At 73.1% G+C, this 16,199-nt stretch carries 14 protein-coding genes; 9 read left to right on the top strand and 5 right to left on the bottom strand.

The annotated features are described in order from the left end of the window. Positions 1-53: 53 nt before the first annotated feature. From ACTFAP_RS14680 to ACTFAP_RS14665, 4 genes are read left to right on the top strand one after another with little or no spacing between them, the layout of a single operon-like run. A complete protein-coding gene (locus ACTFAP_RS14680; RefSeq protein ID WP_495681058.1) occupies positions 54-713 on the top strand; it encodes a helix-turn-helix transcriptional regulator in 660 nt (219 codons plus the stop codon). Further along, positions 710-1,462 carry an ABC transporter ATP-binding protein gene (locus ACTFAP_RS14675; protein WP_500466528.1) on the top strand — a complete coding sequence of 251 codons (753 nt, stop codon included), beginning with the start codon at positions 710-712 and terminating at the stop codon, positions 1,460-1,462. The genes ACTFAP_RS14680 and ACTFAP_RS14675 overlap by 4 nt, the downstream gene beginning before the upstream one ends. After that, positions 1,459-4,281 carry an ABC transporter permease family protein gene (locus ACTFAP_RS14670; protein ID WP_500466527.1) on the top strand — a complete coding sequence of 941 codons (2,823 nt, stop codon included), beginning with the start codon at positions 1,459-1,461 and terminating at the stop codon, positions 4,279-4,281. Before ACTFAP_RS14675 ends, ACTFAP_RS14670 begins: the two co-directional genes overlap by 4 nt. A 21-nt stretch (positions 4,282-4,302) precedes the next feature. Next, entirely contained in the window at positions 4,303-4,881 is a 579-nt protein-coding gene (locus ACTFAP_RS14665) for a bacterial proteasome activator family protein (RefSeq protein ID WP_390115768.1), read from the top strand. A gap of 89 nt (positions 4,882-4,970) precedes the next feature. Here the strand turns inward: ACTFAP_RS14665 and ACTFAP_RS14660 are convergent, their stop codons facing one another. Genes ACTFAP_RS14660 through pdhA form a run of 3 tightly spaced genes read right to left on the bottom strand, consistent with a single transcriptional unit; the run spans position 4,971 to position 8,709 of the window. Continuing rightward, positions 4,971-6,410: a dihydrolipoamide acetyltransferase family protein gene (locus tag ACTFAP_RS14660; protein WP_500466526.1), complete on the bottom strand. Its 1,440-nt coding sequence runs from the start codon at positions 6,408-6,410 to the stop codon at positions 4,971-4,973. A gap of 24 nt (positions 6,411-6,434) precedes the next feature. Continuing rightward, positions 6,435-7,424: an alpha-ketoacid dehydrogenase subunit beta gene (locus tag ACTFAP_RS14655; protein WP_386537693.1), complete on the bottom strand. Its 990-nt coding sequence runs from the start codon at positions 7,422-7,424 to the stop codon at positions 6,435-6,437. A gap of 1 nt (position 7,425) precedes the next feature. Next, positions 7,426-8,709: a pyruvate dehydrogenase (acetyl-transferring) E1 component subunit alpha gene (pdhA, locus tag ACTFAP_RS14650; RefSeq protein WP_500466525.1), complete on the bottom strand. Its 1,284-nt coding sequence runs from the start codon at positions 8,707-8,709 to the stop codon at positions 7,426-7,428. A 368-nt stretch (positions 8,710-9,077) separates the two neighbouring features. Here pdhA and ACTFAP_RS14645 point away from each other — a divergent pair, with 368 nt between their 5' ends. From ACTFAP_RS14645 to ACTFAP_RS14625, 5 genes are all read left to right on the top strand, one after another. Then, a complete protein-coding gene (locus ACTFAP_RS14645; RefSeq protein ID WP_390115761.1) occupies positions 9,078-9,779 on the top strand; it encodes a response regulator in 702 nt (233 codons plus the stop codon). A 72-nt stretch (positions 9,780-9,851) separates the two neighbouring features. Beyond that, on the top strand, positions 9,852-10,238 hold the full coding sequence (locus ACTFAP_RS14640; RefSeq protein WP_500466524.1) for a pyridoxamine 5'-phosphate oxidase family protein: 387 nt from the start codon (positions 9,852-9,854) through the stop codon (positions 10,236-10,238). Between the two features lie 62 nt (positions 10,239-10,300). After that, the gene (locus ACTFAP_RS14635; RefSeq protein WP_500466523.1) at positions 10,301-11,059 is read left to right on the top strand and encodes an IclR family transcriptional regulator; all 759 of its coding nucleotides are present in this window, start codon (positions 10,301-10,303) and stop codon (positions 11,057-11,059) included. Beyond that, on the top strand, positions 11,059-12,270 hold the full coding sequence (locus tag ACTFAP_RS14630) for a CoA transferase (protein WP_495681050.1): 1,212 nt from the start codon (positions 11,059-11,061) through the stop codon (positions 12,268-12,270). The genes ACTFAP_RS14635 and ACTFAP_RS14630 overlap by 1 nt, the downstream gene beginning before the upstream one ends. Continuing rightward, positions 12,267-13,154 (top strand): citryl-CoA lyase, encoded by an 888-nt coding sequence (locus ACTFAP_RS14625; RefSeq protein ID WP_500466522.1) that lies wholly within the window; start codon positions 12,267-12,269, stop codon positions 13,152-13,154. The genes ACTFAP_RS14630 and ACTFAP_RS14625 overlap by 4 nt, the downstream gene beginning before the upstream one ends. 163 nt (positions 13,155-13,317) lie before the next feature. Here the strand turns inward: ACTFAP_RS14625 and ACTFAP_RS14620 are convergent, their stop codons facing one another. Further along, a complete protein-coding gene (locus tag ACTFAP_RS14620) occupies positions 13,318-14,388 on the bottom strand; it encodes a phosphotransferase (protein WP_495681048.1) in 1,071 nt (356 codons plus the stop codon). 23 nt (positions 14,389-14,411) lie between these two features. After that, positions 14,412-16,109: a protein kinase domain-containing protein gene (locus tag ACTFAP_RS14615; protein ID WP_495681047.1), complete on the bottom strand. Its 1,698-nt coding sequence runs from the start codon at positions 16,107-16,109 to the stop codon at positions 14,412-14,414. Positions 16,110-16,199 lie beyond the last annotated feature (90 nt).

Below are 16,199 nucleotides of genomic sequence, written 5' to 3'. Positions count from 1 at the left end.
AAGACGCCCGCCGGTTTGCCAAGGGCGGAACATACTCGGTATACATACGCGGTATGTCCATCCGCTACGGCCTGCTGGCCCTCCTCGACTACGGCCCGAAGTACGGTTCCCAGCTGCGCGCCGAATTCGAGTCCCGCACGGGCGCCACCTGGCCGCTCAACATCGGCCAGGTCTACACGACCCTCGGCCGCCTCGAACGCGACACCCTCATCGAGCCCGCCGGTGAACGCGACGGGAAGCAGCAGCGCTACCGCATCACCGAGGCCGGCCGCCGCGAACTCGCCGAATGGTACCGGCAGCCCGTCGACCGCACCCACCCCTCCCGCGACGAACTCGCCATCAAGCTCGCCATGGCCGTGGGCACCGAGGGCGTCGACGTGGCCGGCATCATCCAGTCCCAGCGCCGCCACACCCTCAAGGCCATGCAGGACTACACCCGCCTCAAGGCCCAGGCGCTCGCCGACGGCGGCCCCGAGTCCGGCGAGGAGATCGCCTGGCTGCTGGTCCTGGAACAACTCATCTTCTCCGCCGAGGCCGAGGCGCGCTGGCTGGACCACTGCGAGTCCCGGCTGCTGCGCCTCGCGGCCCGGCGCCCCGCGAGGCCGCTGACCGGGACCGAGCCCGATGACAACGGCGCCGACGACACCGTCCACCACGCAGAGCACACCGATCACCGCGAGCACCACCACATCACCGGGGGAAACACCGCATGACCAGCCCGAACACCGCCGCCAACGGCACCACGCCCATCCTGGAGCTCCGCGCCCTCAGCCGCACGCACGGCACCGGCGTCACCACCGTCCAGGCGCTGGACAACATCGACCTCACCGTCCGGGCCGGTGAGTTCGTCGCCGTCATGGGCCCCTCCGGCTCCGGCAAGTCCACCCTGCTCACCCTGGCCGGCGGCCTGGACACCGCCTCCAGCGGCCAGGTCCTCATCGAGGGCACCGACCTCGGCGCCCTCACCAAGAGCCAGCTCGCCAAGATCCGGCGCACCAGCATCGGCTACGTCTTCCAGGACTACAACCTCATCCCGGCCCTCACCGCGGCCGAGAACATCGCGCTCCCCCGCGAACTCGACGGCATATCCGCCCGCGCCGCCCGCAAGGAAGCCCTCGTCGCGCTGGAGGAGATCAACCTCGTCGAGGTCGCCGACCGCTTCCCCGACGAGATGTCCGGCGGCCAGCGCCAGCGCGTCGCCATCGCCCGCGCCCTCGTCGGCGACCGCCGCCTCGTCCTGTCCGACGAGCCCACCGGCGCCCTCGACTCCGAGACCGGCGAGGCCGTGCTCGCCCTGCTGCGCAAGCGCTGTGACCAGGGCGCCGCCGGGGTCATGGTCACCCACGAGTCCCGGTACGCGGCCTGGGCCGACCGCGTCGTCTTCCTGCGCGACGGCTCCATGGTCGACCAGACCGTCTCCCCGTCCGCCGAGTCGCTGCTCACCGGCGAGGTGGCGCAGTGAATCGCACGCTCAACCGCTGGCGGCTCGGGCTGCGCATCGCCCGCCGCGACGCGCTGCGCGCCAAGGGCCGCAGTGCCCTGGTCGTGGCCATGATCGCGCTGCCCATCCTGGGCGTGGCCGGCGCCGACCTGGCCGTGCGCACCAACCAGCTCTCCACCGAGGAGAGCCTGGCCCGCCAGATCGGCACCGCCGACGCCGAGTACCAGGTGTACGAGGCCGGCGCCCCGATCATGCAGCACCCGACCAACGACGACCTGTGGTCCTCCTCCTGGGAGGAGGAGGAGAACACCCGCGGCGAGCAGCCCGAGGCCGGGACCGGACCCAGCGACTTCCGCGTCGAGGATCACCTCCCGGACGGCGCCACCGTGCTGCGCGAGCGCACCGGCTACGCCGACGTCACCACCGACTACGGCGTCATGTGGGCGGACATCCAGGAGACGGACCCAGCCGACCCGCTCAGCCGGGGCAAGTACACCCTGCTCAGCGGTGAGTGGCCGACCGGCCCCGGTGAGGTGGCCGCCACCGAGCAGTTCCTGACGAACACGGGGCTGCGGGTCGGGGAGGACGCCGAACTCCCCGAGATCGACCGGACCGTCCGCATCACCGGCTCCTACGAACTGCCCAACGATCTGAAGTCCGATGAGCTGCTGGCGCTCAACGACACGCTGCTGCCGCTGCTGCCCCGCGAGGACGGCGGGGACGACGCCCGCTACCTGGTCGCCGTCGACGGGGGCGTCAGCTGGGACACGGTCATGGAGGCCAACACCCACGGGCTGCAGGTCCTCTCCCGCCAGGTGCACCTGAACCCGCCGGCGGACAGCGAGATCCCGCTGGTCCAGCGCGATGACTACCACCGCTGGGACTCGGGCGGGGACGGCGAGCTCTACGCCGTGCTCGGCGTCGCCGTCGCCCTGGTCGTCCTGGAGATCTGCCTGCTGGCAGGACCCGCCTTCGCGGTCGGCGCCCGCCGCTCCCGCCGCCAGCTCGGCCTGGTGGGCTCCAACGGCGGCGACCAGGCCCAACTGCGCGCCATCATGCTCTCCAGCGGGGTCGTGCTCGGCGCCGCGGCGGCCGTGGTCGGCATCATCCTGGGCATCCTCGCCGTCTTCCTCGGCAGGCCCTTCCTGGAGAACATGAACGGCGCCCGGTTCGGCGCCTGGGACTTCCGCTGGGTGGAACTGCTCGGCGTCGCGGCCTTCGCCGTGTTCATCGGCACCCTGGCCGCCCTCATCCCCGCCATCAACGCCTCCCGCTCCTCCGTCCTGGAGTCGCTCACCGGCACCAAGGGCGTGCGCCGCGGCGGCCGGGCGCTGCCGATCGCCGGAACCATCGCCCTCGTCGCCGGTATCGCCCTCGCCCTGTACGGCGGCCTGGTCATGAGCGCCGCCGAGATGGTCGGCGCCGGCGCCATCATCGCCGAACTCGGCCTGGTGGCGCTCACCCCGATGCTGGTCGGCGGCTTCGGCAGGCTCGCCCGCTTCCTCCCGCTGTCCGGACGCCTGGCCATGCGCGACGCCGCCCGCAACCGGGGCCGTACGGCGCCCGCCGTGGCCGCCGTGCTCGCCGCCACCGCCGGTGCGGTCGCGATCGCCACCATCGTCGCCAGCGGCGAGGCGGAACAGCGCGCCGGGTACATCCCCGACCTGCCGGACGGCACCGTCGCGCTCACCGTGTGGAACGCCGGCGAGAGCCAGCTGGACCCGCTGCGCGCCGCCGCCGACAAGACGCTGCCCGTCACCGACCGCGCCGACCTGGCCTCGGCCGTGCCCGCCCTGCCCGCCTGCGGATCCGGCGCCCGCGACGAGTGGGGCAACAACCTCTCCGAGTGCTACATCGCGGTGGTCACCCCGCCCGAGAAGGTCTGCCCGCTCTGGGAGGACGACGCGAACCACACCGAGGAGGAGAAGCGCGCACTCCGCCAGGACGAGCGGTGCACGTGGAACAACGACGGCGGCTGGGGCCTGAGCAACCTCGGCTCGGTGGCCGTGGGCGACGCCGAGATCCTCAAGGTCCTGGGCATCGACCGCCCCGAGTACCGGGAGGCGCTGGAGAACGGCGGGGCCCTGGCCTTCGACACCAACCGCATCGAGGACGACGGGACCGTCACCCTCCACCTGTACGAGAATTGGGAGACCGAGAAGCCCGACACCGTCGTCACCCTGCCCGGCAGCGTGCTCGCCGAGGGCCACGGCTACGGCATCGACGCGCTGATCACCCCGGAGACCGCCGAGAAGGCCGGCCTGGCCGCCACGTTCACCGGCACCTACTACGCCACCTCGCACGTGCCCACCAGCGCGGAGGAGCAGGCGTTCCGCGGTGAGATCGGCGACCTGACGGCCGGCTCCACCGAGTGGACGATCGAGAACGGCTTCAAGGCCGACAACTCGATGGCGCTGCTGATCGTCGCCCTCGCCGCCACCGTCATCGCGCTGGGCGCGGCGGGCATCGCCACCGGTCTGGCCCAGGCCGACTCGGAGGCGGACCTGGCCACCCTCGCGGCGGTCGGCGCGGCACCGCGCATCCGGCGTACCCTCTCCGGACTCCAGTGCGGGATGATCGCCGCGATGGGGGTGGTGCTGGGATGCGTCTCGGGGCTCATCCCGGCGGTGGGCCTGTTGCTCGCCGACCACCGCGACCGGCTCACCTGGTGGGAGGAGTCCGTCGCGGAGGGCTGGGACTCGGGCGAGCGCCCCGAGCTGCACCTGGCGCTGCCGTGGGAGACGTTCGGCCAGCTCATCGTGGTGGTGCCGCTCATCGCGCTGGTCTTCGCCGCGCTGCTCACCCGCTCCCGGGTGACCCTGGCCCGACGCGCGGGGTGACCTTCGTTGCATGATGGAGGTATGACTCAGCCGAGGAATGAACCCTCTCAGGAGAGCCAGAACCAGAGCCCGCAGGTCCTGGTCGTGGGGCCGGACGGCATGGCGCTCGCCGGAGCCGCCCCGCGCGATGGCGAGGGCGGCGGCGATGAGCACTCCGAGGTTCCCGTGACGGAGATGGTGGAGCAGCCGGCGAAGGTCATGCGGATCGGCAGCATGATCAAGCAGCTGCTGGAAGAGGTCAAGGCGGCCCCGCTGGACGAGGCCAGCCGGTACCGGCTCAAGGAGATCCACTCCAGCTCCGTGAAGGAGCTGGAGGAGGGTCTCGCCCCCGAGCTGGTGCAGGAGCTGGAACGGCTCTCGCTGCCGTTCACCGACGACCGGCTGCCCACCGAGGCGGAGCTGCGGATCGCCCAGGCACAGCTGGTCGGCTGGCTGGAGGGGCTCTTCCACGGCATCCAGACGGCGCTGTTCGCCCAGCAGATGGCGGCCCGCGCCCAGCTGGAGCAGATGCGCCGGGCGCTGCCGCCCGGGGCGCTGCCCGACGAGGGTGAGCACCCCGCCGATCCGCACGGCCCGGCACGCTCGGGTCCCTACCTCTGACAGGCGACACCCACGAGAAACGGGAAAGGCGCCGGCCCCCCTTCGGGCCGGCGCCTTTCCGCTGTTCCGGTGTGACCGCCCCGGGGCGGTCAGCCCCAGGTGAGCAGCCGCCTGGGGTGTTCCAGGACGCCCGCGATGTCGGCCAGCAGCCGCGAGCCGAGTTCACCGTCGATCAGGCGGTGGTCGAAGGACAGCGCCAGGGTGGTGACCTGGCGGGGCTTGACCTTGCCCTTGTGCACCCAGGGCTGGGCCTTGATCGCGCCGACGGCGAGGATCGCGGACTCCCCCGGGTTGAGGATCGGGGTGCCGCTGTCGACGCCGAAGACCCCCACATTGGTGATGGTGACGGTGCCGCCCTGCATGTCGGCGGGGGTGGTACGGCCCTCGCGCGCCGTCGCGACCAGGTCGCCGATCGCGGTGGCCAGCTCGGCGAGCGACATGCGGCCGGCGTCCTTGATGTTGGGAACGAGCAGCCCGCGCGGGGTCGCCGCCGCGATGCCCAGGTTGACGGCGTCCTTGTAGACGATCTCCTGGTTGGCCTCGTCCCAGGCGGCGTGCGCGTCGGGGTTGCGGCGCAGCGCGACCAGCAGCGCCCTGGCGATGATCAGCAGCGGGTTGACGCGTACGCCCGCCAGGTCCGGGTCCTCCTTGAGCCGGGCCACCAGCTTCATGGTGCGGGTGACATCGACCGTGATGAACTCGGTGACGTGCGGCGCGGTGAAGGCGCTGCCCACCATCGCCTGGGCGGTCGCCTTGCGCACGCCCCGGATCGGGACGCGCCGCTCGCCGGGGACCGGGACGGGGGCCGCGGGCTCCGTCTCCCGCTCCGGCTCGGGTACGGCCCCGGTGTCGGCCGGCTGCGGCGCGGGGGCGGCGGCGGCCTGGACGTCCTCGCGGGTGATCGTGCCCTCGGGGCCGGTCGGCCGGACCACCCGCAGGTCGATGCCCAGGTCCTTGGCGAGCTTGCGCACCGGCGGCTTGGCCAGCGGCTTGCCGCCGGCGGCGGCGGGCACCGACGCGGGCGCGGGTGCGGGAGCCCGCTCGGGTTCCTGCTCGGGTGCGGCGGCCGGCTCCGGTACGGCGGCCACCGGCGCCTTGCGCGGGCGGCGCTTGGTGGCGGCGGTGGAGACTCCGTAGCCGACGAGCACCGGCTGCCGGGCCGGCGGCTTCTCCGGCCCGGGCTCCTCCCCCGGCCGCTCGGCTGCGGGCGCGGGCTCCGCCGCCGGTTCCGGTTCCGGCGCGGCGCCGGCCGGCTCCTCCTCCGGCTCACCCGGGGCGGTGTCCACCGTGATGATCGGCGAGCCGACATCCACGGTGTCACCCTCCGCCCACAGCAGCTCGCGCACCGTCCCGTCGAAGGGGATGGGCAGTTCCACGGCGGCCTTGGCGGTCTCGACCTCCACGACCACCTGGCCGTCGCTCACCGTGTCGCCGGGCTGAACGTGCCACTTGAGGATCTCGGCCTCGGTGAGGCCCTCTCCCACGTCGGGCATCTTGAATTCGCGGTAGCGCTGGGTCACAGCAGCCATCGTCACGACGCTCCTCAGCCTCTCTCAGTACGCCAGCGAGCGGTCGACACTGTCGAGCACCCTGTCGAGCCCGGGGAGGTAGTCCTCCTCAAGTCGCGCCGGCGGATACGGGGAGTGGAAGCCGCCCACCCGCAGCACCGGGGCTTCCAGATGATAAAAGCACCGTTCTGATATCCGCGCGGCCACTTCCGCCCCGGCCCCGAAGAACACCGGCGCCTCATGCACCGTCACCAGCCGCCCCGTCTTCTCCACGGAGCGCTGCACGGTGTCGAAGTCGATCGGGGAGATCGAGCGCAGGTCGATCACCTCGACCGACCGGCCCTCCTCCTGGGCGACCGCCGCCGCCTGGAGCGCGGTGCGCACGGTCGGCCCGTACGCCACCAGGGTGAGGTCGGAGCCGGGGCGCACCACGCGCGCCGCGTGCAGCGGCCCGGGGATGCCGGACGTGTTGACCTCGCCCTTGTCCCAGTAGCGGGACTTGGGCTCGAAGAAGATCACCGGGTCGTCGCACTCAATGGCCTGGCGCAGCATCCAGTAGGCGTCGTCGGCGTTCGAGGGGGAGACGATCTTGAGCCCGGCGACGTGCGCGAACAGCGCCTCGGGCGATTCGCTGTGGTGCTCCACCGCGCCGATGCCGCCCGCGTACGGGATGCGGATGACGACCGGCAGCTTGACCTTGCCCAGCGAGCGCGCGTGCATCTTGGCCAGCTGGGTGACGATCTGGTCGTAGGCGGGGAAGACGAAACCGTCGAACTGGATCTCCGCCACCGGCCGGTAGCCGCGCAGCGCGAGGCCGATCGCGGTGCCGATGATGCCGGACTCGGCGAGCGGGGTGTCGATGACCCGCTCCTCGCCGAAGTCCTTCTGGAGGCCGTCGGTGATCCGGAAGACGCCGCCCAGCTTGCCGACGTCCTCGCCCATGACCAGGACCTTGGGGTCGGACTCCAGGGCGTTGCGCAGCGCGGTGTTCAGCGCCTTCGCGATCGGCAGCTTGGCTGTCGCCGAGTCGGCCATGTCAGTTCTCCTCCGGCTCGAACGAGGCGAGGTACGCGGCGTACTGGGCGCGTTCCTCGTCGACCAGGGCGTGGCCGTCCGCGTACACGTTCTCGAAGATGGCCATGCTGTCGGGGTCCGGCATGGTGCGGATGGTCTCCCGCACCCGGCGCCCCAGCGCGTCGCTCTCCTCCTCGACCGCCGCGTAGAAGGCGTCGTCCGCCGCGCCGGTCAGGTCGAGGTGGCGGCGCAGCCGCAGGATCGGGTCCTTGGCCTCCCACTGGGCCAGCTCGTCGTCCGGGCGGTAGCGGGTCGGGTCGTCCGAGGTGGTGTGGGCGCCCATCCGGTAGGTGAACGCCTCGACCAGCATCGGGCCCTCGCCGGAGCGGGCGCGCTCGACGGCGGCGCGGGTCACGGCGAGCACCGCCAGCACGTCGTTGCCGTCCACCCGCACCCCGGGGAAGCCGTAGCCGGCCGCGCGCTGGTAGAGGGGCACCCGGGTCTGCCGTTCGGTGGGCTCGGAGATGGCCCACTGGTTGTTCTGGCAGAAGAAGACGATCGGCGCGTTGTAGACGGCGGAGAAGGTGAACGCCTCCGCCACGTCGCCCTGGCTGGAGGCGCCGTCACCGAAGTAGGCGATGACGGCGGAGTCCGCGCCGTCCTTGGCCACTCCCATGGCGTAGCCGGTGGCGTGCAGGGCCTGGGAGCCGATGACGATCGTGTAGAGGTGGAAGTTGTTGCTGTTGGGGTCCCAGCCGCCGTGGTTGACGCCCCGGAACATGCCCAGCAGGTTGGTGGGGTCCACCCCGCGGCACCAGGCGACGCCGTGCTCGCGGTAGGTGGGGAAGACGTAGTCGTCCGGGCGCAGGGCCCGGCCCGAACCGATCTGGGCGGCTTCCTGGCCCAGCAGCGAGGGCCACAGGCCCAGCTCGCCCTGGCGCTGGAGGGAGGTGGCCTCGGCGTCGAAGCGGCGGGTGAGCACCATGTCGCGGTAGAGGCCGCGCAGCCCGTCGGCGTCCAGGTCCAGCGTGTAGTCGGGATGCTCGACGCGTTCACCCTCGGGGGTGAGCAGCTGGACCATGGCGGGCCGGTCCTGCGGGACGCCGCCCGCCGTGCCCGGGGCCGTCCGCTGCGCGGTGCCCTTCGCGGGGGCCGCCTTCTTGCCCGCGGTCTTCTTGGCCGGCGCCCTGCTGGCCGCAGTTTTCTTCGCGGTGGTTTTCTTCGCCGCGGTCTTCTTGGCGGCCGTCTTCTTGGCGGCGGTGCCACGGCGCGGCGTGCCGCGTTCGGCGGTGCTCTCCACGGTCACTTGCTCCTCCGTCGGTCCGGCTCCCGGGGTCGTCCGGGCAGCCAGTGCGGCTCGCTCGGCCCCGTACGGCGCACGGGGTCGGGTGCGGCGCGGACGGATCCGAGCGGTACTGGATTGTCCCGTCCGGCGGCCCGCTAGAAGCACGGTACCCATTGTGCTCACAAGCCGCGAAACCACCCCTGACCTGCGGATTTACCTGGATTTCCAAGTAAATCGCGGGTGGTGGGGAAGATCCGCGGAAAACACCGTGGTCACAGCCTCGCAAGTGCCTGGGACATTCGCACGTTATCCCCGCCACCCGGCGCAGCGGAAGGGTGATGCACGGGTGATGCGGGGCGGCGTCCGGGGAGCTGTGTGAGACTGAGCCCGTGCCCGAAGACGGAAAAATCACCGTATTCCTGCTTGATGACCACGAGGTGGTCCGGCGCGGGGTGCACGAGCTGCTGTCGATGGAATCGGACATCGAGGTGGTCGGCGAGGCCGGCACCGCCGCCGACGCGCTGGTCCGGATCCCGGCCACCCACCCCGACGTGGCCGTCCTGGACGTCCGCCTCCCGGACGGCAGCGGGGTGGAGGTCTGCCGCGAGATCCGCTCGCGCGACGAGTCCATCGCCTGCCTGATGCTCACCTCCTACGCGGACGACGAGGCCCTGTTCGACGCGATCATGGCGGGCGCCGCCGGCTACGTCCTGAAAGCCATCCGGGGCACGGAACTGCTGTCCGCGGTGCGGGACGTCGCCGCCGGGAAGTCCCTGCTGGACCCGGTCGCCACCCAGCGGGTACTGGAACGGCTGCGCGGCGGCACCACCGAGGAGGCGCCCGACGACCGCACCGCCCGGCTGACCGACCAGGAGCGGCGGATCCTGGATCTGATCGGCGAGGGGCTCACCAACCGGGCGATCGGCGAGCGGCTGCACCTGGCCGAGAAGACCATCAAGAACTACGTCTCCAGCCTGCTGTCCAAACTGGGCATGGAACGCCGTTCCCAGGCCGCCGCGTTCGTCGCCCGGCGGCAGGCCGAGCGGGAGAGCCGGCGCGGCGCGGGCAGCACGGGCGGCGGCCCGGAATAGGGCCGTTCGCCCCCCGCCCCCGGGACCTTTCCCCCGTGTGGGCGCGTGGCGCGCGCGGGCAGGGTGGGGGACATGTATGCCGTTCCACCCGCCGATGACCAGCTGACCGAGGCCCTGCGGCTGCTGCCGCGCGCCCCGCACGGCCGGGCCGCCGTGACCCGGCACGCCCTGCCGTACATCGTCCCCGCCTGGCACCGGCTGGCGGACGACGGCAGGACGGTGCTGCTGCGCATCGCCGCCGGCGCCCTGGAGGGCGGACGGCTGATCGACGGCACGGTGGTGGCGTACGAGACCAACAGCCGGGACGCCGGCGAGTCGCTGCACCCCTGGGGGGTGCAGGTGATCGGCACCGCCCGCGCGCTGGTCCCCTCGCCGGGCGAGAAGGGCGCCTTCCCCCCGCACCCCGCCGCCCCGCACTATCTGCGGCTGACCCCGACGCTGGCCACGGTACGGCGCTGACCTGCCCGTACCACTAGATGGAACACTTGTGCCGTTCAGCGGTTCAATGATGTGATGCCGCCATGCCGGAAACCGACCAGGGCGGGGTCCGCAGCGTGCAACGCGCCGTGGATCTGCTCGCCCTCTACGACGCAGAACACCCCAGCCGCACGGTCCGGGAACTGGTCACCGCCACCGGTCTCCCCAAGTCCACCGTGGTGCGCCTGGTCCACACCCTCGAACAGTGCGGCCTGCTGTGGAGCCGCGGCGACGGCCGCACCGTCCCCGGCCCCGGACTCCTGCGCTGGGCCGAACTCGCCCGCACCACCTGGCAGCTGCCCGAGGAAGCCCTGCACCGGCTGCGCGACCTGAGCGAGGCCAGCGGCGGCGAGAGCATCGGCCTGTACGTACGGCAGCGCGACGTCCGGGTCTGCGTCGCCCGCCACGAGGGCAACCGCACCCTGCGCCATGTCGTGCGGGTCGGCGCCGAGATGCCGCTGTGGGCCGGCGCGGCCTCGCACGTCCTGCTCTCCCGCGCCGAGCCCGCCGAGATCGCCGCCGTCGCCGCCCACGGACCGCACCGCGAATGGGCCGGCACCCTCGGGGAACGCGCGCGGCGCGCCGCCGCCCGCGGCTGGTCCGTCAGCCACGGCGAGCGCGAGCCCGGGGTGTCCGGCGCCGCCGCCCCCGTCTTCGACGCCACGGGCCGGCTGGTGGCGGCCGTCGCGCTGGGCGGGCCCACCGTCCGGTTCACCGACGAGGCCATCGCCGGCTTCGTCCCCGCCCTGCTGGACACCGCGCGGGCGCTCACCGCCCTCGGCTCGATCGGAGGCACCGCCTGATGACGACCCCCACCCCCCTGCTCGACGGCGTCCGCGTCCTGGACCTCACCAACGTCCTGGCGGGCCCGTTCGCCGGCTACCAGCTCGCGCTCCAGGGCGCCGACGTCATCAAGGTCGAGATGCCCGGCAGCGGCGACCTCGCCCGCCAGCTCGGCGCCGACCGCGCCCTGTCCGAGGACCTGCTGGGCGCCTCCTTCCTCGCCCAGAACGGCGGAAAGCGCTCCCTCACCCTCAACCTGAAGGACCCCGGGGGCCGCGCCGCCCTGCTGCGCGCCGTGCGCACCGCCGACGTCCTGCTGGAGAACTTCCGCCCCGGCGTCCTGGACCGGCTCGGCCTGGGCTGGGAGACGCTGCGCGCCGAGAACCCCGGGCTCGTCTACTGCGCCATCTCCGGCTTCGGCCAGACCGGACCGCTGCGCGACCGGCCCGCCTACGACCAGATCATCCAGGGCCTCAGCGGCATGATGAGCGTCACCGGCACCCCGGACACCGCGCCGCTGCGGGCCGGCTTCCCGGTCGCCGACACCCTGGGCGGCATGGCCGCCGCGTACGCCGTCACCGCCGCCCTGGTACGCCGCGGGCGGACCGGCGAGGGCGCGTTCGTCGACGTCTCCATGCTGGAGTCGGCGCTCACCGCCCTGGGCTGGGTGACCTCCAACTACCTCATCACCGGCCGCGCGCCGCAGCCGATGGGCAACGAGAACTTCACCGCCGCCCCCTCGGGCACCTTCCGCACCGCGGACGGACACCTCAACATCGCCGCCAACCGGCAGCAGCAGTACGCCACCCTGTGCCGGCTCACCGGCCGGGAGGACCTGATCACCGACGCACGGTTCGCGCACCCCGCCGACCGCAAGACGCACCGCGAGGAGCTGCGCGCCGAGCTGGAGTCGGCGCTGGCCGCACGCGGGGCCGCCGCGTGGGAGGAGATCCTGTCCGCCGCCGGGGTCCCGGCCGCCCGGGTGCTGTCCGTGCCCGACGCGCTGGACCTCGACCAGCTCGCGGAACGGGACTTCGTCCACGAACTGCCCTTCCCCGGCGACCGGGACCGCCCGCTGCGTGTCCTGGGCGGGCCCCTGCGGGTGGACGGCGCGCCCCCGGTGCCACCGGCGAGGCCGCCACTGCTGGGCGAACACACCGACACCGTCCTCGCCGAACTCGGCTACAGCACGGCGGACATCGACGAACTCAGGGAACGGGGCGCGATATGAGCGAGCACGCCGACAGCACCGGCGGCACCGCGACCGGCAGCCCGCGCGACACCACGGCCGACCGCACGGCCGACCGCACCGAGGCCGCCGTCACCGACTACTGGTCCACCGCCGTCAGCCGCATCCGCCCCGGCGAGATCCTGCTGCGCGGCTACCCCGTCGAGCAGCTCATCGGCGACATCACCTTCGCCGAACAGATCTGGCTGCTGCTGCGCGGCGACCTGCCCACCCCCGTCCAGGGCCGGCTGCTGGAGGCCGCGCTCGTGGCGGCCGTCGACCACGGCCCGCAGGCGCCGTCCATCGCCGCCGCCCGGATGGCCGCCACCTGCGGCGTCGGCCTCAACAGCGCCGTCGCCACCGGCGCGGGGCTGCTCGGCGACGTGCACGGCGGAGCCGGCCAGCAGTGCATGGAGGTACTGGCCCGCATCACCGGCGGGGACGACGCCCGCGCCGTCGTCGCCGAGTACCGGGCGAACAAGACGTACCTCCCCGGCTTCGGGCACCGCTTCCACCCCCGCGACCCGCGCCGCGACCCGCTGCTCGCCCTGGTGACGCGGGCGGTGGAGAGCGGCGAGGTGCCCGGGGACGCGCTCGCGGCCGGCCTCGCGCTGGAAGCGGCGCTGGCCGAGGGACGGACCCGGCCCGTCCCGATGAACATCGACGGCGCCACCGCCATCATCTACGCCGAACTCGGCTTCCCGCCCGAGCTGGGACGCGGCCTGTTCGTCCTCTCCCGCAGCGTCGGCATCCTGGCGCACGCCTGGGAGGAGAAGGAGAGCGGCATCCGCATCAAGGGCCCGCTCCCGCGCCCCCTGCTGGCCGGGTACCACGGCCCAGAACCACGCGACCTTGACCCGCGCGGCGACGCGGGCCCGCGCGGCTAGGTCCTGTCCGGGCGATCTTCGAGGATCAGCCCGCGACGTCAGACGCGGTGCATCGCAAGGCACCGGATCGCAGCTCATACTTGGCCGTATTCGCGCGATGCGGTAACGCAGCGAGGTGCCGTGTATGGCGTCGCGGGCCCGAAGAAGATCGCCCGGACAGGGCCTAGTCGCAGAAGGCGTCCCGCACCGACCGCCGGTGCCCGGTCCACCACACCACCAGGGCCGAGGCCGCCGCGAACTGCGGATCGGTGCGGGTGTCGCCGCGCTCGTAGTGCCAGCGCAGCATCCAGAAGTCGTTCAGCCGCTCCCACCACACCCGGTGCACCGCCGCCGCCAGCTCCGCCGGATCCGCGCCCGCCGCGATGCGGTAGGCACGGGCGTACGCGCTGATCTTGGACAGCTCCAGCGAACCGTCCGGCCGCAGGAAGAAGATCGCCGCCGCCCGTACCGCCTCCTCCGCGCGCGGGCGTATCCCCAGCCGGTCCCAGTCGATGATCGCCAGCGGATCGGCCGGCCCCTCCGCCCGGTACAGCAGGTTCAGCGGGTGGAAATCGCCGTGCACCCACCCCGCCGCGGGTATCTCGGTCACCCCCGGGCGCAGGCCCCCGTACCGCCGCAGCAGCGCGCGCCGCTCCAGCAGCCGGTGCTCGGCCAGCTCGTCGAAGCCGCTGCGGCGCGGCCGGTGCCGTACCCGGGCGAGCAGATCGTCGATCACCTGGTGCGTCTCGTGCGGGCAGGCTGCGGTGACCCGGCCGGTGGCCGGTGCCGTGCCCGCGGGGGCCGTGCGCAGTATGACCCGTTCCAGCGCCCGGTGGACCAGGCCCAGCAGCGCGCCCAGCCGCCGGCAGTCCGCGCGGCCCAAGTCGCCGCCGCCGCGGTGCCGCCCGTCGATCCACGGGTGCAGCGCGAAGCAGTGGCCGGCCAGCAGCGTGACGGTGGCGCCGTCGCGGTCGGCCAGCGGCGGGGCGACGGGCAGGCCCAGGGCGGCCAGTTCGGCGGTGGCGCGGTGCTGGCGGGGCAGCGGCAGGACCGTGTCGGGGTCACCGGCCAGGTGCTGCTTGAGGAAGTACCGGCCCCGCGTGGTGGCCAGCCGGTAGCCGCGGTTGAGCAGCCCCTCGGACAGCGGCTGGCAGGACAGCGGCTCGCCCGTCCCGTACCGCCGGGTCAGGGCGTGCAGGGCCGCACGGCCGGATAACTCCCCTGCGGCGGGACGTGCGGACGTACGGACGGTCAAGGCGGTGCAGGGCCCGGGCCGGGTCAGTTGGAGGAACCCTCGATGAGGGCACCGCTCTCGCCGCCGCCCGCAGGGCTGCCGCCCGGCGTACCCGGCGTGCCGCCGGACGGGTCCTGCCCGCCGTCACCTGTGTCGCCGGTCGCGTTGCCCCCCGCGGGGTCCGTCTCGCTCCCGCCCTGGTCGGCACCGTCGGCGCCGTTGTTCTCGCCGGCCGCGCCCTCGGTGTCCTCCGAGCCGTTGCCCGCCGTGGTGTCGGTGGGGTCGGGGGAGCCGGTGTCCGTGTTCTCGGGGTCCGTCGGCTCGTCGGGGTCCTCGTTGGCCGGCGGGTCCCAGGTGCCGCTGCCGCCGCCGCTGGAGTTGCTGCCGCCCGGGTTCCACTGGAAGTCGTCGTCGGCGGGCGGGTCCTCCTCGGTGGTGTCGGCCTCCTCGTCGTCCGCCGGATCGTCGGCCTCACCGGTGGGGTCGATGACCTGCTCGTTGTCGACCGGGGGCTTCTCCCCACCGTCGTCGCCGAGGTTGGCGGCGATCACCGCGCCCACCCCGATACCCACCACGGCGAGCACCGCCACCACGATCATCATCCCGCGCCGGCCGCGCCGGCCCGAGGCGCCGCCGTCGTACCGGTCGTACCCGTCGCCGCCCGCGTCGGGGTGGCCCAGCAGCAGCGGCGAGGTGTGGATGGCGCTGGTCGGCGCGTCGTTGCGGGAGGCGGCCGGGGTGCCCATCGGCGGGGTGCCGCCGGGCGTCACCGAGCCGGTGTTCCACAGCCCGGCGGTGTGACTGCCGTGCTCCTCCAGCATCCGCACCGCGTACTGCACCAGCGCGCGCATCTCCTCGGCCGTCTGGAACCGGTCGTCCGGGTCCTTGGCGAGGGAGCGCATCACCAGGCCGTCCAGCTCCGGCGGCGCCTGCGGGTTGACCTCGGAGGCCAGCGCCGGCATGTCCTGGACGTGCTGGTAGACGACGGACAGCGGGGTCTCGCCGACGAACGGGGGACGCAGCGCCAGCAGCTCGTACAGCATGCAGCCGACCGCGTACAGGTCGGAGCGGGTGTCGATGGTCTTGCCGAGCGCCTGCTCGGGCGACAGGTACTGCGGGGTGCCCATCACCATGCCGGTCTGCGTCATGGTCTGGGCCGCGCCGTGCAGGGCACGGGCGATGCCGAAGTCCATGACCTTCACCGCGCCGGAGTCGGTGAGGGAGACGTTGGCGGGCTTGATGTCACGGTGCACGATGCCGTGCTGGTGGCTGTAGGCGAGCGCCTCCAGCACGCCGGAGACGATGTGCAGGGACTGGCCGACGGTGGGCGGCTCGGCGCCCATCAGCACTTCCCGGATGGTCTGGCCCTCGACCAGCTCCATCACCATGTAGGGGACGACGTTGCGGCCGACGGTCTCCTCGCCGGAGTCGTACACGGCGACCACCGCGTGGTGGTTCAGGCCGGCCACCGACTGGGCCTCGCGGGTGAAGCGGGCCTTGGAGACCGGGTCCTCGGCGAGATCGGCGCGCAGCAGCTTGACGGCGACCGTACGGCCCAGGCGCACGTCCTCGGCGGCGAACACCTCCGCCATGCCGCCGCGCCCCAGGCGGTGCGTGAGCCGGTAACGGCCCTCACCCACCAACCCGGCATTTCCCCACATCTCGGGAGAGTCCGGCACTTCGCTGGCGGTCCCCCCGGCCTCTTCCCCGCCCGGGCCCGACGCGCCTTGCTCCTGTGCCATCAGTCCTCGCCGTTGTCGCCGCGTGTCCAATCGCCATCAAACCCGTTCGGGGGTGGCGCTGACAAGTTGAGTATTGATGCGGTCGTTATC

Source organism: Streptomyces sp. PH9007, assembly GCF_059813725.1.
This window is presented reverse-complemented; position numbering and strand designations above follow the sequence as displayed.

What these genes read in the sequence shown, in the direction of transcription:
- ACTFAP_RS14680 (WP_495681058.1), top strand. Translation starts at nt 54, where the DNA reads ATGTCCATCCGCTACGGCCTGCTGGCCCTCCTCGACTACGGCCCGAAG.
- ACTFAP_RS14675 (WP_500466528.1), top strand. Translation starts at nt 710, where the DNA reads ATGACCAGCCCGAACACCGCCGCCAACGGCACCACGCCCATCCTGGAG.
- ACTFAP_RS14665 (WP_390115768.1), top strand. Translation starts at nt 4,303, where the DNA reads ATGACTCAGCCGAGGAATGAACCCTCTCAGGAGAGCCAGAACCAGAGC.
- ACTFAP_RS14660 (WP_500466526.1), bottom strand. Translation starts at nt 6,410, where the DNA reads ATGGCTGCTGTGACCCAGCGCTACCGCGAATTCAAGATGCCCGACGTG.
- ACTFAP_RS14655 (WP_386537693.1), bottom strand. Translation starts at nt 7,424, where the DNA reads ATGGCCGACTCGGCGACAGCCAAGCTGCCGATCGCGAAGGCGCTGAAC.
- ACTFAP_RS14640 (WP_500466524.1), top strand. Translation starts at nt 9,852, where the DNA reads ATGTATGCCGTTCCACCCGCCGATGACCAGCTGACCGAGGCCCTGCGG.
- ACTFAP_RS14635 (WP_500466523.1), top strand. Translation starts at nt 10,301, where the DNA reads ATGCCGGAAACCGACCAGGGCGGGGTCCGCAGCGTGCAACGCGCCGTG.
- ACTFAP_RS14630 (WP_495681050.1), top strand. Translation starts at nt 11,059, where the DNA reads ATGACGACCCCCACCCCCCTGCTCGACGGCGTCCGCGTCCTGGACCTC.
- ACTFAP_RS14625 (WP_500466522.1), top strand. Translation starts at nt 12,267, where the DNA reads ATGAGCGAGCACGCCGACAGCACCGGCGGCACCGCGACCGGCAGCCCG.
- ACTFAP_RS14615 (WP_495681047.1), bottom strand. Translation starts at nt 16,109, where the DNA reads ATGGCACAGGAGCAAGGCGCGTCGGGCCCGGGCGGGGAAGAGGCCGGG.